General features: G+C 29.2%; 23 protein-coding genes. 12 read left to right on the top strand and 11 right to left on the bottom strand.

Annotated features, from left to right (window positions below; all coding sequences use genetic code 11):
- Positions 1 to 41 precede the first annotated feature (41 nt).
- The 6 genes from atpG to MPF19_RS01985 all read left to right on the top strand — a co-directional run bounded on the left by atpG (position 42) and on the right by MPF19_RS01985 (position 5,495).
- Entirely contained in the window at positions 42 to 908 is an 867-nt protein-coding gene (atpG, locus tag MPF19_RS02010; protein WP_203392741.1) for an ATP synthase F1 subunit gamma, read from the top strand.
- A gap of 117 nt (positions 909 to 1,025) precedes the next feature.
- A complete protein-coding gene (locus tag MPF19_RS02005) occupies positions 1,026 to 1,490 on the top strand; it encodes a hypothetical protein (RefSeq protein ID WP_203392742.1) in 465 nt (154 codons plus the stop codon).
- A gap of 97 nt (positions 1,491 to 1,587) precedes the next feature.
- The gene (locus MPF19_RS02000) at positions 1,588 to 2,529 is read left to right on the top strand and encodes a hypothetical protein (protein WP_203392743.1); all 942 of its coding nucleotides are present in this window, start codon (positions 1,588 to 1,590) and stop codon (positions 2,527 to 2,529) included.
- A 205-nt stretch (positions 2,530 to 2,734) separates the two neighbouring features.
- The gene (locus tag MPF19_RS01995) at positions 2,735 to 3,487 is read left to right on the top strand and encodes an SDR family NAD(P)-dependent oxidoreductase (RefSeq protein WP_203392744.1); all 753 of its coding nucleotides are present in this window, start codon (positions 2,735 to 2,737) and stop codon (positions 3,485 to 3,487) included.
- Positions 3,488 to 3,489: 2 nt separating this feature from the next.
- Entirely contained in the window at positions 3,490 to 4,353 is an 864-nt protein-coding gene (locus tag MPF19_RS01990) for an aldo/keto reductase (RefSeq protein WP_249986552.1), read from the top strand.
- 2 nt (positions 4,354 to 4,355) lie between these two features.
- Positions 4,356 to 5,495, top strand: coding sequence for an ATP-binding protein (locus MPF19_RS01985; protein ID WP_249986551.1), 1,140 nt, complete (start codon positions 4,356 to 4,358; stop codon positions 5,493 to 5,495).
- A gap of 33 nt (positions 5,496 to 5,528) precedes the next feature.
- On the opposite strand, the gene MPF19_RS01980 is transcribed toward MPF19_RS01985, so the two are convergent.
- From MPF19_RS01980 to MPF19_RS01970, 3 genes are all read right to left on the bottom strand, one after another.
- Positions 5,529 to 6,503 (bottom strand): YitT family protein, encoded by a 975-nt coding sequence (locus MPF19_RS01980; RefSeq protein ID WP_249986549.1) that lies wholly within the window; start codon positions 6,501 to 6,503, stop codon positions 5,529 to 5,531.
- Positions 6,504 to 6,602: 99 nt separating this feature from the next.
- Positions 6,603 to 7,793, bottom strand: coding sequence for a DUF1501 domain-containing protein (locus MPF19_RS01975; RefSeq protein WP_249986548.1), 1,191 nt, complete (start codon positions 7,791 to 7,793; stop codon positions 6,603 to 6,605).
- Positions 7,794 to 7,874: 81 nt separating this feature from the next.
- Positions 7,875 to 9,248, bottom strand: coding sequence for a DUF1800 domain-containing protein (locus MPF19_RS01970; protein ID WP_249986547.1), 1,374 nt, complete (start codon positions 9,246 to 9,248; stop codon positions 7,875 to 7,877).
- Positions 9,249 to 9,367: 119 nt separating this feature from the next.
- Between MPF19_RS01970 and MPF19_RS01965 the strand changes: the two genes are divergently transcribed.
- Positions 9,368 to 9,649, top strand: a complete 282-nt coding sequence (locus tag MPF19_RS01965; protein WP_349666058.1) for an NAD-binding protein — start codon at positions 9,368 to 9,370, stop codon at positions 9,647 to 9,649.
- A 134-nt stretch (positions 9,650 to 9,783) separates the two neighbouring features.
- On the opposite strand, the gene MPF19_RS01960 is transcribed toward MPF19_RS01965, so the two are convergent.
- From MPF19_RS01960 to MPF19_RS01935, 6 genes are all read right to left on the bottom strand, one after another.
- The gene (locus tag MPF19_RS01960; protein ID WP_249986545.1) at positions 9,784 to 10,128 is read right to left on the bottom strand and encodes a hypothetical protein; all 345 of its coding nucleotides are present in this window, start codon (positions 10,126 to 10,128) and stop codon (positions 9,784 to 9,786) included.
- Between the two features lie 167 nt (positions 10,129 to 10,295).
- Positions 10,296 to 11,621 (bottom strand): porin family protein, encoded by a 1,326-nt coding sequence (locus tag MPF19_RS01955; protein WP_203392752.1) that lies wholly within the window; start codon positions 11,619 to 11,621, stop codon positions 10,296 to 10,298.
- A complete protein-coding gene (locus MPF19_RS01950; RefSeq protein ID WP_349666057.1) occupies positions 11,611 to 12,126 on the bottom strand; it encodes an RNA polymerase sigma factor in 516 nt (171 codons plus the stop codon). Before MPF19_RS01950 ends, MPF19_RS01955 begins: the two co-directional genes overlap by 11 nt.
- 46 nt (positions 12,127 to 12,172) lie before the next feature.
- Positions 12,173 to 12,580 (bottom strand): hypothetical protein, encoded by a 408-nt coding sequence (locus tag MPF19_RS01945; protein ID WP_203392753.1) that lies wholly within the window; start codon positions 12,578 to 12,580, stop codon positions 12,173 to 12,175.
- Between the two features lie 18 nt (positions 12,581 to 12,598).
- Positions 12,599 to 13,291 carry a hypothetical protein gene (locus MPF19_RS01940; protein ID WP_249986544.1) on the bottom strand — a complete coding sequence of 231 codons (693 nt, stop codon included), beginning with the start codon at positions 13,289 to 13,291 and terminating at the stop codon, positions 12,599 to 12,601.
- 13 nt (positions 13,292 to 13,304) lie between these two features.
- Positions 13,305 to 13,652, bottom strand: a complete 348-nt coding sequence (locus MPF19_RS01935) for a DUF4377 domain-containing protein (protein WP_203392755.1) — start codon at positions 13,650 to 13,652, stop codon at positions 13,305 to 13,307.
- 176 nt (positions 13,653 to 13,828) lie between these two features.
- Here MPF19_RS01935 and MPF19_RS01930 point away from each other — a divergent pair, with 176 nt between their 5' ends.
- The 3 genes from MPF19_RS01930 (at position 13,829) to MPF19_RS01920 (ending at position 16,271) form a co-directional block, all read left to right on the top strand.
- Positions 13,829 to 14,803 carry a LuxE/PaaK family acyltransferase gene (locus MPF19_RS01930; RefSeq protein ID WP_249986543.1) on the top strand — a complete coding sequence of 325 codons (975 nt, stop codon included), beginning with the start codon at positions 13,829 to 13,831 and terminating at the stop codon, positions 14,801 to 14,803.
- Positions 14,804 to 14,814: 11 nt separating this feature from the next.
- Positions 14,815 to 15,282, top strand: coding sequence for a large conductance mechanosensitive channel protein MscL (gene mscL / locus MPF19_RS01925; protein ID WP_249986541.1), 468 nt, complete (start codon positions 14,815 to 14,817; stop codon positions 15,280 to 15,282).
- A gap of 65 nt (positions 15,283 to 15,347) precedes the next feature.
- The gene (locus MPF19_RS01920; RefSeq protein ID WP_249986540.1) at positions 15,348 to 16,271 is read left to right on the top strand and encodes a septum formation inhibitor Maf; all 924 of its coding nucleotides are present in this window, start codon (positions 15,348 to 15,350) and stop codon (positions 16,269 to 16,271) included.
- Positions 16,272 to 16,393: 122 nt separating this feature from the next.
- Here the strand turns inward: MPF19_RS01920 and MPF19_RS01915 are convergent, their stop codons facing one another.
- Both MPF19_RS01915 and MPF19_RS01910 read right to left on the bottom strand, forming a co-directional pair.
- Positions 16,394 to 18,058, bottom strand: coding sequence for a SulP family inorganic anion transporter (locus MPF19_RS01915; protein ID WP_249986539.1), 1,665 nt, complete (start codon positions 18,056 to 18,058; stop codon positions 16,394 to 16,396).
- A 43-nt stretch (positions 18,059 to 18,101) separates the two neighbouring features.
- Positions 18,102 to 18,476 carry a DUF983 domain-containing protein gene (locus MPF19_RS01910; RefSeq protein WP_249986538.1) on the bottom strand — a complete coding sequence of 125 codons (375 nt, stop codon included), beginning with the start codon at positions 18,474 to 18,476 and terminating at the stop codon, positions 18,102 to 18,104.
- A 224-nt stretch (positions 18,477 to 18,700) separates the two neighbouring features.
- Here MPF19_RS01910 and MPF19_RS01905 point away from each other — a divergent pair, with 224 nt between their 5' ends.
- Both MPF19_RS01905 and MPF19_RS01900 read left to right on the top strand, forming a co-directional pair.
- Positions 18,701 to 19,396, top strand: coding sequence for a Crp/Fnr family transcriptional regulator (locus MPF19_RS01905; protein ID WP_203392761.1), 696 nt, complete (start codon positions 18,701 to 18,703; stop codon positions 19,394 to 19,396).
- A gap of 182 nt (positions 19,397 to 19,578) precedes the next feature.
- Positions 19,579 to 20,448 carry a sialate O-acetylesterase gene (locus MPF19_RS01900; RefSeq protein ID WP_203392762.1) on the top strand — a complete coding sequence of 290 codons (870 nt, stop codon included), beginning with the start codon at positions 19,579 to 19,581 and terminating at the stop codon, positions 20,446 to 20,448.
- Positions 20,449 to 20,493 lie beyond the last annotated feature (45 nt).

Here is a 20,493-nt window from a genome sequence, read left to right as displayed (position 1 = left end):
TGTCATTCCCGCGCAAGCGGGAATTTCAAAATTCCAATAGAATGGCAAACTTAAAAGAAATACGTAATAGAATTACTTCTATTAACTCAACAATGCAGATTACATCTGCCATGAAAATGGTATCTGCTGCAAAGTTGAAAAAAGCACAAGATGCAATTACGGCAATGAGACCGTATTCATCTAAACTAACTGAATTGTTGCAGAATTTAAGTGCAACTTTAGATAGTGATGCTGGAGGAGAATATTCTACTCAAAGAGAGGTTTCTAAGGTTTTATTAGTTGTAGTAACTTCAAATAGAGGTTTGTGTGGTGGTTTTAACTCATCAATAACCAAAGAAGTTATTAAAACGGTAAAAGAAAGATACAGCAATGTTGAAGTAGATTTATTTGCTATCGGTAAAAAAGGTGGTGATGTTTTATCTAAACATTATAATATTGTTGATTCTAGAAATGACATTTACGATGATTTAACTTTTGATAATGTTGCAGCTATTGCAGAAAAGTTAATGGGTTTATATGCAAATGGAACCTACGATAAAATTGAAGTTCTTTACAATCAATTTAAAAATGCTGCTACTCAAATTCCTCAAGTAGAACAATTTTTACCAATTAAACCTATTGAAGGAGGAGATGCAGAATCTGTAAATTCTGATTATATTTTTGAACCATCTAAGGAAGAAATTGTGGAAGCTTTAATTCCGAAGTCTTTAAAAACGCAATTATACAAATCTATTAGAGATAGTTTTGCTTCTGAACATGGTGCACGTATGACTGCAATGCATAAAGCAACAGACAACGCAACAGAATTAAGAGACGATTTATTGTTAACTTATAACAAAGCACGTCAGGCAGCAATTACTAATGAAATTTTAGAGATTGTTGGTGGAGCAGAAGCTTTAAAGAATTAAACATTTTTATTACTCCTGCGAAAGCGGAAACATATATAAAAAAGAGCTTATCAATATTGATAAGCTCTTTTTTTTTACCTTGGCATAGCATTTGAAACTCTTCTTAAAATGAGAACAATGAAAATTTTATCAATATTGGCCATTATCTTTAGCTTTTCACAATGTGGAAGTACTCAATTTGTAAAAAACGTACCTTTTACAATTAAAACTGCCGATTATATGCACTGGTCTGGAGGACAACCAGGTGTTAGTGGTATCAATGTTCTAATTGAATTAAAAGAAAAGTCTAATATTGAGTTTGATTCTCTATACTTTAGAAAAAAAGTAAAAAAAGTTGAATTTAAAGACGGTTTATTAATTGTTGCAAATTATAATACTTCAAAAAATAACACACGGAATTTAATTTTACATTCAGATACTAGAAAAGAATTAAAAAATAAAATCCCTAAAACAGATACGTTTCCTTTTAAACTCTTAGAAAGTGAAGCTATTCTTACTTATCAAATGGATGGAAAAACAAAATACTATAAAATAGCAGGAATTAAAAAACGAGATTCTAGTGCTTATCCTAAAATACAATAAGATAAAAAATATCTTAAAAACCACTCAATTCTGAGTGGTTTTTATTTTTTGGCACGTATTTTGAAATTACATCAACATAACCATAAAAATCAATCTTATGAAATCAATAAAACTACTTTTAACAATTATAATTACAAGCGCACTATTTAGCTCTTGTTCTACAGTTTATCATGATTCATATGAAGATAATTATCAAAATCAAGTTTCTTTAGAACAAGTAGTCACAGATTATGACTTATGGTATGTAGACTATAACAGAAAAACAGGAACGGGAGACATCCCTTATGTTGCAAGTGCATTTACTTTATCATTTGTAAATGGGATTTTATACGCAAACAATAACATTGTAGATATTGGAAGAACCGGAAATGGTTTTGGAATTGATGTTGGAACTTACAACACGTATAATGGCGAATTAGAAACCAATCATGATATAGATGGTGCAAATGATTTTGAAGTTACCGTACTTTCTAACAATGAAATTAAATTATACAACTACAGACAGAATGTAAGCTATTACTTAATTGGATATCAAGTAAATGAATTTGATTACGATAAATTGTTCTACGAAAACATAGAATACTTTTTACAAGAATATATTGGTTGGGAAAAAGTAAGTACAAAAGGTGGAGTACCAAATGCCTTTGACTCAGAAAATTATTTAGCATTTAAACCAGAAGATATAACAACATTTTATAGTTCTCAAGAAGAAGTTGGCACTAAAGTTGATTATAATATTTGGGATTTTGTGGGCGGATATGAAATCTCTGATATAAACGGTTTTGAAGACATAAAGGATTTAACATTATTTTATGATGGCGGCGATACAGAGGAGTTTAAGTTGAGCGTTATTAACGATGGAAGGATAGCACTTTATAATTATAAGTCAGGAACAACTTACGAATTCTCTGGAAGAGGTTATTTAGTACTTAAGAAAAGTGAAAATTCTAAAACAAGCGCAAAAGATATTGTAAGGAATGATGGCAGAAAACGTACTAAAGTAATAAGAAAGATAAAAGAAAGAAGAAATTTAAAATAAAGTTTGGTTAGTTGATTTTTGATTGGTTAGTTACCAATTGAAAGATAAACCGTCCTGTGGAGGACGGTTTTTTCTTTGTTCATAATTTAATAAAATTTTACGCTTAAATTTCTAACTACCAAAATATGTTTTCTTAATTTTATAGAACAATTTAACAGTTTAAAATTAAACTGCTGCTAACGCAGGAATAACAGAAATAAGACTAATGAAACAAACAGCATTTATAACCGGAGCTACTTCTGGAATTGGAAAAGCAACTGCAGAAATTTTCGCAAAAAATAACATTCGTTTAGTTCTTTGTGGAAGAAGAGCAGAACGATTAGCAAAACTAAAAGAAGCACTAAGTAAGCTAACAGAAGTAACTACTTTACAGTTTGATGTTTCTAAAAGAACTGAAGTAGCAACTGCTATCAATTCATTACCCGAAAACTTTAAACAAATAGATATTTTAATCAATAATGCAGGGAATGCACATGGTTTATCTAGCATACAAGATGGCGATATTGATGATTGGGATGCTATGTTAGATATTAACGTAAAAGGTTTGTTGTACGTTTCTAAAGCGATCATTCCTCAAATGACAGAAAGAAACAATGGTTTTATCGTTAATATTGGCTCTATAGCCGCAAAAGACGTATATGCTAACGGAAATGTGTATTGTGCGTCTAAACATGCTGTAAATGCCTTAAATAAGGCAATGAGAATCGATTTAAACAAACATAACATTCGTGTATCCGCTATTCATCCTGGAGCGGTAGAAACTGAGTTTTCTGATGTCCGTTTTAAAGGGGATACAGAAAAGGCTAAATCCGTTTATGCAGGTTATAAAGCGTTACAAGCGGAAGATATTGCAGATATTATTTATTTTGTAATTTCGAGACCTTATCATGTGAATATAGAAGATTTAGTAGTGTATCCAACAGCACAAGCTACACCAACAATTTTGAACAGAAAATAACCATGCCAAAATCAGAAATAATAATTGGATGCATGTCCTGGGGAAAATGGGGAAAACAATTCTCTACTAAAGAACAAGTTGATATGCTTCAATTCTGTATAGAAAACGGAAATTCAACATTCGATCATGCAGATATTTATGGTGATTATTCTACTGAAGCTGAATTTGGAAAGGCTTTTTTAGAAAGTGGAATTGCTCGTGAAGAAATTAATTTAGTTTCTAAATGTGGTATCCAACTTGTTGGAGAAGCTAGAGAAAATAAATTAAAGCATTATAATTATTCGAAAGAATATATAATTTGGAGTGTAGAACAATCTCTTAAAAACTTAAAAACAGATTATTTAGATACTTTTCTATTACACAGACCAAGTCCGTTAATGCAACCTAGCGAAATTGCAGAAGCTATTTCTAAATTACAAGAAAGTGGAAAAATAATTAACTTTGGGGTATCAAACTTTACGCCTTCTCAAATTGATTTAATTGCTGATAAAATTCCTGTTTCTGTAAATCAAATAGAATTTTCATTGACACAGCATGTAGCCATGCAAAATGGTAGTTTAGATCAAATGCTTCAAAAGAGTATGCAACCAATGTGTTGGAGTCCTTTAGGAAGTGTTTTTAAAGATGAAACACCTCAATCTTTACGAATAAAAAAAGTTTTAAAAACGTTATCAGAAAAATATGTAGTTTCTGAAGATGTACTTTTATTAGCTTGGATTTTAAAACATCCTGCAAAAATTTCTCCAGTTATTGGAACTACGAATAAAGAACGCATTCTAAATACCAATAAAGCTGTAGAAATTAATTTAGAATTACAAGATTGGTTTTTGCTTTTAGAAGCTAGTCAAGGAGAAGAAATGCCATAAAAATGATAAATAAACGCTTACTTATCAAAAACCTACTTTCTCACAATGATGAGAATAGTTTTTATGATAAAAAGCAACGGTTATCTTTAAGTGCAAAAGACGGAAAAGCAAAGTTTTTAAAACATATTTGTGCGCTTTCTAATTCCAATCCAGAGAACAATTCTTACATTGTAATTGGTGTTGAAGATGAAGAAAACAAAATTATTGGGGTCGATTTTTATGATGATAGCAAGATTCAGAATTTGATAAATGCCTATTTAAAAAATCCTCCAAAAATTGAATATGAAAATGTTCCTTTTCCTAGCTTACAGCGTCACAAAGTAATCGGATTGGTAACCATTCATCCGAATAATAAAATTACATCACTTTTAAAAAACACTTGGAAATACAGAAAAGGAACTACATTTTACAGACGCGGAAGTAATTCTTTACCAACATCTGGAAAATTTGAATTAAGAAATACCAACAAAGAAATTGTTGAAGCTATAGAGAAAAACGCTCGTAATAATATAGAATTAACTTTAGACGGTGTTTTCGATTTTATTAACAATCACAAGCCAGAATACAACCCACAATACAAAGTTTTTAATGAACAGTTTGTGTTGTGTTGGGCAGGAGAAAAGAAAATATTAAATAATGAAGAATTCTTTTCTAGAGTAGATATCGAATTAATTAACGAGCAAGTAAAACTGTTTTTTTCTGCTCTAGATGATGTACAAATTAGTTATAATAATCAATCATTTATTATAACCGAATACATTTATTTAGGTTTAGAAAAGCAAGAGAAATTATATCCTTTAGAAAAAACAATCATCCATTTTAAAGAAAACGGACAACATGATATTGTAAAAGAATTTTTGTTTGTCCCTCCAAAATTTAATGTAAATATTATGCTACATATTTACAATAGCTGTAACTCCATCACCAAAAAAATTGAGAATAAAACTCCGCTTTCAGAAATAGAACAAGAAGAAGTTTCTCGCTTGCCCACCAATTATTTAATCTGTTATTTACATGGTTTTATCGAAGTTTCTAAACAACTTAGAAAAGTAAAAAACTATCTAAAAAATTTAGAAGACAAAACCACCTACATTAAGTATAAAGAGGCCATGAGAGTTATTAGAAAAGTACAATATGGTTAGAAAACTATTTTCCTTTTACCAAAAAGAATCTAATTAATGCAAAGGTCTTTTTTTAATCATCCCTCCTTTTATATCCTTTATACTATTCATAATTATAAAAGCATTCGATTCTATTTTTTCTATTTCTGTATTTAATTTATTTACTTCTAAACGAGTAATTACGGTGTAAATAATATTCATTTCTTTAGAAACACCATGTTTAGCATAACCACCTTCTCCTTTATAAATAGTTACAGCACGTCCTAATTTTTCTACAATCATTTCTCTAATTCGGTTACTTTGAGAAGAAATAATAGTTACCCCAATATATTCTTCAATTCCTTCAATTATAAAATCTAAGGTTTTAGAAGCTGCCATATAAGTTATCATTGAATAAAGTGCTACTTCTATAGAAAGTAAATAGGCAGCAACAGAAAAAATAACAACATTAATTAATATAATAATATCTCCAATAGTTGCTCCTACTTTTCTACTTAAGTAAATGGCAAGAACTTCGGTTCCGTCAATTACAGCACCGCCTCTAATAGCAAGTCCTATTCCTGCACCAAGAAAGAAACCACCAAATATTGCTACTAACAAATCGTCATCGGTAACATTAGGAAAAGGGACAATTGCAACACAAAGTGCCAAACCCGTAATTGCCAAAGCCGTCTTTATGGCAAACTGTTTTCCCATAATTTTATATCCTAAAAATACAAAAGGAATATTTATACAAATAATAAGAATATAAAGCGGAATGCCAGTAACTGCAGCTATTAGTAATGAAATACCTGTAGCTCCACCGTCTATAAAATCGTTTGTTAGCAGAAAACCTTTAAAACCAAAAGAGGCCGAAAAGATACCAATTACTATAAGTGTTACGTTTTTTAAATTACGTTTAAAGTTAACCGTAATTTCTCTATATCTTTTTGCTAGTTTATATTCAGAAGGGCTTCCTTTCGGATATTTTTTTTTATCCTTAAACTTTAGGGTTGTTTTAACGATGATGTCTGCTAAAAATGAATTCATTTATTTCTAAGTATTTTTCTGTTATGGATAACTGAAAATGATAAAGTAAATTTATCATGATTAAAACGAAATTAAAGGTTTTTTAATCAATAACAAACATTAAACAAAATTCAATTTAGAAAAAGATTTATTTAAAATAGCAACATCATCTACTTGCAACCATTTGTCTAAAATTGTAGCGTAAATCTCTCTAAAATCAATCTCGTATTTAAGATTTCCGTTTTTATCTAAATCGCCTAAATTTGGTAAATCATTATACAAACCTTGTTTCTTTAGGTTTTTTCCCATCACAAAAACGTTGTTAGCTGTACCGTGATCTGTTCCTTTAGATTCGTTTTGTTTTACGCGTCTGCCAAATTCAGAAAAAGTAAGAATTAACACATCATCAAAACTGTTGTTTTTTTGTAAATCATTTATAAACACTTCCATACTTTCTGCATACACTTTTAACAACCTTTCTTGTGTACCTGCTTGGTTTGCATGTGTATCAAAACCACTTAAACCTGCATAATATACTTGTGTTTCTAAACCAGAATTTATAAATTGAGAAATAGTATTAAGTTGTTTTCCAAAAATATTTTTAGGATATGCTGCTGTAGTACTTTTTGTGTTGCTTTTTTCAAAAATGTGTTTTGCAGATGATTTTGCATCAATCATGGTATTGTACAAATACCCTAAATTATGTTCGCTTAAATGTGCATCATTATAATTGGTTACCACATTGTTAAAAAATGGCGCACGCATAGAGTTATAAAACATTTTTGGATCTGTAATTGCCAATCCATTTTGCGTTTTCCCCTTCATCATTAAAGACAGACTTTCATCTACTTCAATGGCAGCATACGGATTCCCTTTGGTATAATCTAAATATCTGCCCACCCAACCATTTTGTAAATATTCATTACTATCACTGGCTGTTTGCCAAATATCTGTAGATCTAAAATGAGATAAATTAGGATTCGGATATCCTACGTTATTTATAATACTTACAAAACCTTTGTTATATAAATCTTGTAAAGGTTGCAGACTTTTGTGTAGCCCAACCTCATCAGAAATTTTAAATACATCGTTTTTATTGATGGCAATGTTATTTCGTTGTTGATAATAAATATCATTATTAAAAGGCACCACAGTATTTAAACCATCATTACCTCCTTTTAACTGAATAATTACTACTTTTTTATTGCTAAATGTTTTCACAGGAAGCTGTTCAAAAGCCTTTAAAAATTGAGGCACAAAAAACATCCCTGAAGCAAAAGTTGTCCGTTTTAAAAAATCTCTACGTTTCATGTGTCTATTTTTAATGTTTTTAAATATGCTTTTTTTTAAGGCGATAAATTAAATTTTGTCATCTCGAGCGCAGTCGAGAGGTTAACAAAGTTGATATTCAGGTAAACTCATTAATTGTACAACAAAATCGTGCTTAGAAAGTTGCTGATTTCTTTCTAACATTACTTCGGTTCCACTATTTATTTTTGTTGTTATAATTTGATGTACCAGTTCTTTATTAGATTTCTTTTTATAATTTTCTTCAAAAGAATTCCAATCTGCAGAAACCTTTATAAAAGCTTTTCTGCGTAGTTTTCTTTTCTTAAAATTGGTAATCATGGTTTCTTCATCTCCAATTTCTGAATATGCAATTTCTGCATTGTTTAATAATACAGAGGGCAAGCGTAAACGTGTAACAATGGTATTGCTATCAATCCAATTACGGCCAGTTTTCCAACCTGCAACATTTGGCGGACTTAATAATATCTGCCCCAACAATCTTTGCAGTAATAAAACTTGATTTTGCTTTTCTATTGTATAAGGCACAATAGTATTTATACCAACTAAAAATTCAATAGGCGATTTTATTTTGGTTCCAATATTTTCATCAGCATAAAACCATTTAGAAAGCAATACAAAACGCATTAAATTTTCTATATTATAATCTTTATAAAACACCTCTACCATTTCATTTACATGCTTTTCATTAATGTTTTCATTGACAAAATAGCGGTAAATTTTTTCTGATATAAAACGTGCACATTGCTTTTTTTCTAGAATGATGTCTATAATATCATCTCCCTGAAAATCACCAGTTTTTCCAAAAAAAGTTTTATTATTTTCATCATGATATTTTTCTCTAAAGAAAAATTTTCCCTTTACATTATTAGTATATCCGGTAAAAGACCTTGCAGATTCTTTAATATCTTGTTCTGTATATTGATCTTGTCCTAAGGTAAAAAGCTCCATTAATTCTCTCGCAAAATTCTCATTAGGACTTTCTTTCTTATTCTGTTTATTGTTTAAATATGCAAGCATTGCTGCTTCTTTAGAAACAGTTTTAGTGAAATTATTAAAATTTCCCAAAGCGTTTCTTCGCAACATATTATTGTAGCTTTCTGCATATAAAATGTTTTTACTCTCACAAACAAAATGATTTGCCCAAAATAAGGTCATTTTTTCTCGTAAAATTTCGGAAGGGTTATTTAACCGTTGAAACCAAGCTGTAGAAAATTCTTGTACTTTTTTCCTACTAATTTTTTGGAGCTCTCTTCTTTGTTTTGGTTCCTTTAAATCTTTAAAAGAAATCCCTTTTAAATAAGAAGTATCTACAGATAAAGAAGTTACTTTCTTTGAAGAAGCAAATAACTCGTTTACTACGTATTTTTTACTTTTCTTAGATAAACGAGCCAATTCTTTTGGTGTAATACCAAAACCAACTCTGTTATATAAATGTTGTATATGTTCTGATTTCATAAACATTAGACTGTATAATTTAAAGATAGTTTAATTTTTGCTTAAAATTCTAAGAATAATTAAAATAAAGAAACTAGCTATCCATAAATAAAACAGTTCTTGATGAACAGGGATAAAATATATTCTATTTAGGGACTTTAGGAGCAGGATACACTACTAAGTTAATTAACAAGTTTATGGGTATGACTACTGTTGTAGCAATGTTTCAAGCTTTTGCTGCTGCAAAACTTGCTAGCGTAGACGAACAACAATTGTTTGATATTATGTCTTCTGGACCATCAAACTCTCCTTTTATGAAATTCTGTAAAAACTACGCAGTAGATAACGTAAGTGATTTAGGTTCCCTATTGCAAAAGAACTTCTGGGAACCTTCAGACTGCTTTAGACGCAGGAATGAGTAGTGGAAATATTCCTGAAATATTTGATTATTTTGTTAATTTAAAGAAACTTGAGACTACTTGGAGGGAGAACTGCTATATTGAATAAAAGATATCTTATAAACTAATATAGCAAAAAAGTATTTATTTAAAATAAATTACATAGAATATGCCAACCATTCTTCTGGTATTGGTTCTAAATCTAATTCTACTTTTCTAGTTTTTATAATCTTTTTATAACCTAATCTAGATATTAGAGGTACAGATAACTTAATATTATTCTTTTTATTAATGAGTTCTAAAACCTCATGAATACTTCTTTTTGTACACAAAACCAAACTATTCATCATAGCATTAGATTCTATTTCTAAATCGTAGAAATCTACAAAATAAGCAGGCTTACCATCCTTATAAATAATCCATTGTGTGGCTTTTTTTCCTGGTATTTCTATAACTTCTTTAGTACCACTTAAGGTTCTATATGTATTTGCAAAAAATGTCATATTTTGTATTAATATTAATTTTATTTTAATAAAAAAGATCATTTTCTAACAAAAGTATATAAATAATCGTTTTGCAAAATTAAATTTTTAAACAGCTCAGATCATTATATTTCGATAAACGAACCATAAAACTCGTTAAAGATCATATAACAAGGGATAAAACTATTCTAAAATTTATATTTAACACCAGAGTAAGCACCCAAATTAAAAGGGGAAAAACCATTAGAATCTTTACTAAAAGTATTTAACTGAGCTTTAAACATGGGGCTTAAATTTAAAGACCATTTTTTATTTAAAGAATAATTAAAATCGAATCCTAAATTTCCACTAAAATTAATGTGGTTTAAATTATTGGCCTTTCCAGATTTAGACATAAACTGAGTATTAAAATTTACTTCATTTTTGTTTAAAAATAAAGAACTAAACCCAGCAACTACTTGTGCATTAAATTTTTTAGTGCCTAATAAATTATATTTTATTTCTATTGGAATTTCTATATATCCATATTTCTGACTTAAATCTCCATCTAAATAAGCTCTAGTTAAATATGAATTATTATCAGAACTCAAGCTTTGAACATCTGCTTTATTAAAAGAAAAAGAACCTCCACTATTAAATGCAATAGGTGAAGAATTTGAAGCAATTGAAGAAACAGCAGTTACTTGATTATTTACAAAAACCATTTCTTGTAAATGAACACCAGATCGAACACTCCATTTTTTATTAATTTGATATCCTACTTGAAAACCATAAGAAAATGAACTTTTACCTTTTGTTGTATTGGCCAAACTCTTATTTACAGGAGAAGAGTTAGAAAATGAACTTGAGTTTAATACAGCAAAAACAGGTGCAACAGACCATCTATTTCCTGATGGTTTTACAGAAAAAATACTATCCTTTTTTTCTATAAATTTATTTAAATCAATTTTATGTTTACTAGATTTTTTTTCTTTATCAGCAACTCTATTCTTAACAACCTTACCTTTTCTATCTAAAGAAATAGACTTATTACTAATATTATTTTCTGAAAAAATTACTGCTTTTTTAATTAAATTATCAGCTATAGAAGTTTTCTTTATAGCTTTTTTTATGCTAACTAATCTTTGTTCATTAACCTTTTTTTGATCCGTATTCTTTCTATTATTAATTGTTTTTTTAATTGCAAAAAGGTTTTTCCTTTCATTTATATCCTTTTTAATTAGGGCATCCATTTTAGGTTTTTCAATAATTTTTATTTCATTTTCAGGAATTTCTGTAATTATAATATTAGAATCTGTATTTATAAAATCGGTTTCTTTAGTAGAAAAAGGGAATAAAAACATTCCTAAAAGTAACATTGCAGCTATTCCGCTTGCAAACCACCAAAAAGGTAATACTCTCCTCTTTTTCTTTTTAAGATTAGATTCTATATTGTTCCAAACCCTTTTATTTGGAGTTGCCTCCAAATTTTCTAGTTGTTCTTGAAACAGCTTATCTAAATTCTTATAATCCATTAATTAGTCTTTTTGAACTATTCTTTTGATAGTTTTCTAATTCTTTTTTCAAAATTTTTCTTGCTCTAGACAAATTAGATTTTGAAGTTCCCACAGAAATCAATAACATTTCTGCAATTTCTTTATGCGAATAATTATCTAAAACATATAAATTAAAAACCAATCTATATCTGTCTGGTAACTGCTGAATAAAACCTAACAAAACATCTACATTAAAAACAGCGTTTTCTAAATTGAGTTCTTCAACCTCAACTTCATTAGAAATTTCTTCTACAATTTGTAAAGGCGATTTCTCTCTGTATTTTTGTAAAGTTGTATTTATAGTGATTCGTTTTAACCATCCTTCAAAAGAACCTTTATTTTTATATTGCTCAATTTTCTGAAAAATCGTGATAAAACTATCTTGTAAATTATCTTCTGCGTCTTGATAATTACGCGAATATTTTAAACAAACAGCAAATAGCTTATCAGAAAAAAGCTGATAAACCTGAGATTTCGCTGCTATTTTTTGTTTGCAGCATTCCTTTATGAGTTCTTCTAGTTTGATGGCTCTAATTTACAGGAACTATCACTTCCTCAAAAATATTTTCTCCAATACTATCTTTTCCTTTATAGAATTTAAAAATATAATCTTCTTTTTGAGTTGCTTTAACAACAAAACTCTTTTCTTCTTGTACAATTGCTTCTGTACAAGCTAGATCAAGTTTAACTAATGCTCTAACAGCTACAGTTCTTGTACTATCCTTAGATTCGTAAAAAACTTGATCAAAAGAATAGCAACCATTAGGTAAAGAGTACTTTACAGTAATAGTATCTTGTTCTCCAAAAGTAAAACTTGCAGGCGTTATGGCTTCATCTATCTTTAAATACTCAAACGTATAATTTGGTATATCATTATCATTGTTTAAACAAGAATAGAAAACAAGTAAGGAAATTAAGAGTAGTGTAATTTTTTTCATTTTATATGTATTAATTTATTAATATGTAAATACCGGAAACCCATTCTGACATTCAACAGAAATTGGAGCACTTGGTATTGAACAATCAGAAACAACTCCATATTTAAAGTTAAAATCTTTTTCTGCTTGTGTATACGTTTCTATTTTTTGTAAAAAAGAAACCGTATCAATTGATGATGAATACGCTATAAAACCTTGAGGTCCTCCACAAGCTTTTGCCCCATATTCTGTGATTAGCCAATCAGCTGCGTTTGAGCAAGAAACGCTATAAGATAAATTCTGAATTTCATTAAACAAATCCATCAGACTTCTATGTTCTATTTCTTGTTCTGTTAGTTCTCTTTTTACTACTAATTCGGTATCTGTAAGCGATATAATTCTCCAAGCATAATTTGTTGGATAACTTTGTGTAGAAATACTAATTAATGTGTTTTCTAGCTGAAAATCACCTTCAATATTAAAAAAAGTTAAAGGTGGCGTGCCACACCAACCAGAAGTATGTTCTATAAAATCTCCATTTTGAGTAAATGAAATTCCATAAGCATCATCTGGTAAAGAGTTTGTTCTTGTAAAGGTTATGGTTTCTCCATCATAAATTGGTGCTACCCAAAACCCTATTAATAAATTATCTGATTCTATAATTGTTTCATTATTTTCACAAGAAAATAATACAGTTGCACAAAATAAAATAAATATATTTTTAAAATTCATTATTTTTAAATTTTTAGTTTGGTAAATTTTCTGATGTTTTTTCAATTTTTGAAATCACCTTAATTAAGGTAGTTTTTATAGATGATGCATCTTGTAGTGAATTTTCTATTTCTTCTTCTGATATTAAAATTTCAAATTCAAAACCTTCTTCATAATTAAAACCAATTATTGAGTCATAAAAATATTCCCAGTTTTGTTTATCTACTTCTCTTATTAACAAACATTTTTGAGGATCAACACCAACACAATCAACTTTTGTAGATGCAATAATTAATGTTTTATAATTTAAATCATCATCATTATTATGTTCACAAGAAATAATTGTAAAAAATAAGAGTAAAAAAAATGCTTTTAACTTCATAAAAAGGGTTCTTTTCTTACAAGATGCAGAAATTTTAAAAAGGTTGCGTTAAATAATTCTATTTTTGCAGAACAAAGATTTTGTTTAGCAAAACTCTTTGTTTAGATTCCCTTTTTCAAGGGAATGATAATTAAAGGAAAACACAACAAAATTGTTGTGAGAATTTTTTCGAGTATATGCAAAACAATATTTTTAACATCCAAAACCAAGAAGAATTTAAGCAAGTTGCTTTAGAAGTTTTTAAACATCAATTTAAAAACAATAAAGTGTACCGATCTTTTTGCGATTTATTATACATTCATCCCTCTAGTGTTTCTAAGGTTGAAGAAATTCCGTTTTTACCTATTCAGTTTTTTAAGAGTAGAAAAGTGCTTTCTTCTTTAGAAGAAATAGAAGAAACTTTTACCAGTTCTGGTACTACAGGGAGCCTAACAAGCAAGCATTTTGTAACGGACATTAACGTGTACAAAGAAAGTTACCTAAAAGGATTTGCCCATTTTTATGGCAATATAGAAGACTACGTTGTTTTGGCTTTATTGCCTAATTATTTAGAAAGAAATGGGTCTTCTTTGGTTTTTATGGTAGATGATTTAATAAAAAAATCTAACAACTCAGAAAGTGGGTTTTATCTGAATAATATTGAGGAATTAGCTAAAAAATTAGTCGAATTAGACAAAAAAGGACAAAAAACACTCTTAATTGGGGTTTCTTTTGCGTTGTTAGATTTGATAGAAATGAAACAATTCAACCTAAAAAATACCATTATTATGGAAACTGGTGGTATGAAAGGACGAAGAAAAGAATTGATTAGAGATGAACTGCATCAGCTTTTACAAAACGGATTTGGAGTTACAGAAATTCACTCGGAATACGGAATGACAGAATTATTAAGTCAGGCGTATTCTAACGGAAACGGTATTTTTGATACACCGCCTTGGATGAAAATTCTTACCAGAGATACCGAAGATGCTTTAACCATACAACAACCAGGAAAAACAGGCGGAATTAACGTGATTGATTTAGCCAATTATAATTCTTGCTCATTTATTGCCACCCAAGATTTAGGAAAAGTAGACAAAAATGGCACTTTCGAAATTATTGGTCGTTTTGATAATTCTGATATTAGAGGTTGTAATTTAATGGTGCTGTAAAACTATAAGTTATGAAATTTAAATTATTAGAAGAATTTAAAGAGTTTGCCGTAAAAGGTAACATGATAGACATTGCTATTGGTGTTATTATTGGCGCGGCTTTTAATAAAGTAGTTAGCACATTGGTTAAAGAAGTTTTAATGCCTCCATTGGCTTTTATGACCGATGGCACAAAGTGGGAAAACAAGAAAATTATTCTAAGAGAAGCGGTACTTATTAAAGATAAAATTTCGGTTGATGAAATTGCTATTGGTTATGGTAAATTGTTTGAAGCTGGAATAGATTTTTTAATTATAGCTTTTACTGTTTTTGTAATTGTAAAAGCAATGAATTCTATGAAAAAGAAAGCAGACGATCCTAAAAATAAAGCTATTGTAACTCCTAAAAACATTGAGTTGATGAACAAAACCAATGAGCTTTTAGAAAAACAAAATGAGTATTTAATGAAGGTTCTATCAGAAAAAAATAATGAAATATAGGTTTTGTAAATTTCGTTTTTAAATTACGACTGATTTATTATCAGCTAATTAACACAAAAAACGTAATGAATACTAAAACAGCCCTTTTATACCTAATTCTTTTTTCTTTTATTGGTTGCCAATCCGGACAAACCAATACAACGCCTCAAGCAAGTGTAAAAGAAGTAAACAACCCTATTTCTATAAACGATCAATTTAATAAGTACTGGTATTCTGGTAAGGCTGAATTGAGTAGTTATACCTTAAAACAAGCTAGATATGGCGAAATACGAGACGGAGAAGTTGTCTTAGTTTTTGTTACAGAACCTTTTTCTTTAAACAAGCAGGTTAAATTAGACAATCCGCAAAAAGCGGGAAATGATAACATTTCTGTGATGAAATTAAACCATGTTCGTAAATTTAATACGGGTATTTACGATTATTCTATTGTTACCTCTACCTTTACTCCTATCAATACTAAAAACCATCCTTTTACCTTAAAAGCTTCTACAAGTATACAAGAATGGTGCGGACATACTTTTACGCAATTAAACCTTGCTGATGACACCTATAATTTTAAACAATTTTCTTATTTTGAAGCTGATGGAGACGTAGAGAAAACAATACATGCCACTTATTTAGAAGAAGCATTATTTACTAAAATTCGTATTGCAAAAGGACAATTACCAGAAGGAAAAATCAATTTGATTCCTTCTACGATTTACAGCCGTTTTAACTATAAAAAATTGGATGTTGAGAAAGCTAATATTAGTAAAACCACATCAGAAAAAACGCTTACTTATAAAATAAAGTATCTAAGTATAAATAGAACACTTAGCATTGAGGTAGAAAAAGATTTTCCATACAAAATTTTAAGTTGGACAGAAAATGACGGAACTGGTTTAACCACAACTGCCAAACTAAAAGCGAGTAGTAATGAACCTTATTGGAAACAAAAAAAACGATCTGACCAAAGTAAAAGAAAAGCACTGAAATTAAAATACGAATAGTTTCTTTCTTTTATTTCTAAAAAAAATCAACGTTTGGTTGCATTATAGTTCCTTGTAATCTAAAAAGTAAATCGTTTTTATGGAAGCTATACTACAGATAAACATCAAACTAATTAAATAGTTTACTCTGTAAAATATTCTAGATTTTCTTTAGCACTTTTTATCGCTAAATGAATATCTTCAACAACAAGATTGCTTTCTATACATGAGAATACTCCATTTTTTTCAAAATCTTCTCTTAATGATTTTCCAATACCAGAAATAATCACTTTTATTTTTCGTTCCTCATACGTTTTTAATATCCCTTTAATACTCTGATAACCTGTAGCATCTATTAGTGGCACATAACGCATTCTAATAATAATAACCTTAGGCTGTAAATTTGTATTTATAATAGTTTCCTGAAAATGTTTGGCAGCCCCAAAAAATAAAGCTCCATTAATTTCATATAAAATAACTCCTTTAGGGATGTCTAATAATTCATCATCAAAGAGGTGTTCTCCTTTTTCAGTATTAGAAGTAAAATCTTGAATATTTACAGACTTACTCATTCGTTTCATAAACATAAAACTAGAAAGTACTATTCCTATTTCTATGGCTACGACCAAATCAAAGATAACAGTAAGAAAAAAGGTTGTTAGCAAAATTATAATATCCATTCTATTCCCTTTTAAAATAGATTTAAATTGTCGCCATTCACTCATATTAAAAGCCACAACAATTAAAATACCTGCCAAACAAGACATTGGAATTAATTTAGCATACGGTGCAAATAATAGCATTATTGCTAATAAAACCAATGAGTGTACAATACCTGCAATTGGAGTTCTACCACCATTTTTTACATTTGTGGCAGTTCTTGCAATAGCCCCAGTAGCCGGAATCCCTCCAAACAACGATGATACAATATTGGCGCCTCCCATAGCTATTAATTCCATATTTGAACGATGTTTTCCTCCAATCATAGAATCTGATACTACTGCAGAAAGCAGTGACTCAATACAACCTAAGATTGCAATGGCAAATGCTGGTTGTAAAAGTGCTTGTATGGTACTAAAACTTACGTTAGGTATATGAGGCAAACCAAACTTGTTAGGTATGGCTCCAAAATTACTTTCAATAGTATCTACAGGAATATCAAAATTTGCAACCAAAAGGGTTGATATTAAAATTGCAATGATAGAACCTGGTATTTTTTTTACTATTTTTTGAAAATAAATGGTAAGTAATATAGAACCTACTGCAATTGCAATTGCATACCAGTTAAAGTTTTGAAAGTTTTCAAAATAGACAATCCATTTATCTATAAAATCTGCAGGAACTTTTGAAATATGCAATCCAAAGAAATCATTTACTTGAGATGAAAAAATGATTAAGGCTATTCCGCTAGTAAAACCAACAATAAGAGAGTATGGAATATATTTTAGTAAGTTTCCAAACCTTAATAATCCCATTCCAATCATTAGAAAACCTGCCATAAAGGTAGCAATGATTAAACCATCAATTCCATGCAACTGAATAATACCATAAACAATAACAATAAATGCTCCCGTTGGCCCACCAATCTGAACTCTACTCCCTCCAAAAGTCGAGAAAAATATACCAGCTATGATGGCTGTAATAATACCTTTCTCCGGAGAAACTCCTGATGCTATTGCAAAAGCAATTGCCAAAGGCAACGCAACAATTCCTACAATTAATCCAGACAGGATATCTTTTGTTAACGTTTCTTTTGATATCCCTTGCTTTAAAAGAGAAAATAATTTTGGTACAAATTCTTTATTCATCTGTTTATTGATTAATTTTTTGATAAATCTGTTTTATATTTTATCACTTTGCCCTATAATCGATAGTAATATTTAGTAAAATAGCCCTTGCAGCCCGCATTAATGGTATTTGTAGCATAAAGCTAGAAAGTACTAGTAATGGATACAAATATTTAAAAAAGCTATGAATACTATTTAATGAAAACCCCAATACTACCAATGGTATAAATGTTATCAGCACAATAGGATAACTGATCCATAATGCAGCGGAATAGAAACCTGGTTCAATCTTAAAATCTTGTTTACAATGAGCACATTTATCTGGCATTTCTAAGATTTCTGTAAACACAAAAAACCCTGTATTTTTAAATAAATTTCCTATTTGACAGCGTGGACATTTTAAATTTAAAATGCTATACAGCTTTGTTCCTTTTCTCATAAAACAGTTAGTAACTTAGATTGTACATGTAATCTACAATTGCTTATTTCTAATTTTATATTTCTTGCAATACCTAATTCAAATACTTTTTCTAGTACTAAAACAATTTCTAATGAAATAATACTGCTTTCATTCTTAAATTAATTGAAATCGAACGCAAATGTACAATAAATGTTATTTCTATTTATAACAAATGTTATGTTTTAATACTATATATTTGACTTATGAAAAACTTTTATTCACAATTTGATTTTCAAAGTGATCTACTTTTTGAAGCATTAACTTCTAATGAAAAAAAATTAGTAAACAATGCAATGGAGCTATTATTTATAAAAAAAGGAAGTCATCTCTTTTATGAAGACGGAGTGCCCACGGGCATTTTTCAAATTAAGAAAGGAAAAGCGAAAAAAATTAAACGCAGTTTTTCTGGTTCAGATCAAATTTTTTATATCTACACAACGGGTGCTGTATTAGGCTATCATGCCTTATTTGGTGAAGAACGTTATCAAGATTCTTGCGAAGCATTAGAAGATTTGGAAGTAAATTTTATAGCTAAAGATGTTTTTTTTCAATTATTACAAGATATACCTGCGTTGCAACAAACTTTTATAAAAAACATTGGTCATGAGTTTGGGGTACTTGCCAATATTATTGCTGTACTAGCACAAAAAAATCAAAATGCTCGTTTGGGTATTAATTTACTTATTTTAGAAAATCGTTTTCAAAAACATTATAAATCGGGTGGTATTGATTTAACACGAGAAGATTTAGCGAATATTATTGGCACTTCTCCCGAAAGTTTAGGAAGAAGCCTTAAACAGTTTAAGGAAGAAGGAATTATTAAAATTGATAAAAGAGTTATTTATATAAAAAGCAAAGAACAAATATTTAAATTATTAAATATTGATATGAACTTTTAAATTAATAAATAAGTGATAAATGCCATTTGTGAAATTATTGTCGTTTGGATCCTTTTACAAACATGACTTTCTCAAAAAAAACAACTAAATTCGTTTAACTTCTGATATAAAACATTGAAACGTTGGATATCATTAGAGTTGGCAACAAGCTAAAAAAAAGACGTACGAAAACATTGACTAAAATGAAAATTTTAAAAAAATATAAAAATTTATTTATTGTATTATTTATTTTAAGTGTCACTTTCGCTATATATGCTATGCCAAAAATATATGAGAGGTATACAACATATAAAAACAATAAAGAGTTCAGAACTAACTTTCCTAAAAAGGTTGAATATTTTACAAACACACCCAATCCTGACAGCGTATTTGTATTTATAATGGCAGGTCAATCTAATATGGCTGGACGTGGAAAAATAGAACCAATAGATACGGTTCCTAACACCAAATTACTAACATTAAACAAGCAAGGAAATTTAATTTTAGCTAAAGAACCTTTACATTATTATGAACCTTCAAGAACTGGACTTGATTGTGGCGTTTCATTCGGGAATGCTATTTTAAATAATTTACCCAATAACAATTATGTTTTGATATTACCTACAGCAGTAGGAGGAAGTTCTATTCAACAATGGATTAATGACAGTAAGTTTCGAGGAGTAAATTTATTATCTAATTTCAAAGAAAAAGTAGAAGTTGGAAAAAAAATCGGAACAATAAAAGGCATATTATGGCATCAAGGAGAAAACGATGCAACTAATCAAGAAAATATAAATAAATATCAAAAAAGATTGTCAATTTTATTTAATAAATTTAGACAAATAGTTGAGAACGATTCTTTGCCTATTTTAATAGGTGAACTTGGAAGCTATTATAATGACAATGCAAAATGGCAAAGGATTAATTCAGCTATTCATAGTTACACAGAAAAAGATACATTTTCAAAATATATTAACACACAAGACTTTGAACATCGAGGCGACGGAATTCATTTTGACTCTAAAGGACAAAGAGAAATGGGAAAAAGATTTGCAGATAAATATAATGAATAAAAAAAGCCTGCTTACAACACCGTGTATATTTAATTGCTTGGTTTC

This window comes from Polaribacter sp. Z014, assembly GCF_023555435.1.
Taxonomy (GTDB): domain Bacteria; phylum Bacteroidota; class Bacteroidia; order Flavobacteriales; family Flavobacteriaceae; genus Polaribacter.
The sequence above is the reverse complement of the archived record's forward strand: the minus strand, read 5'-3'. Positions and strand labels throughout refer to the sequence as shown.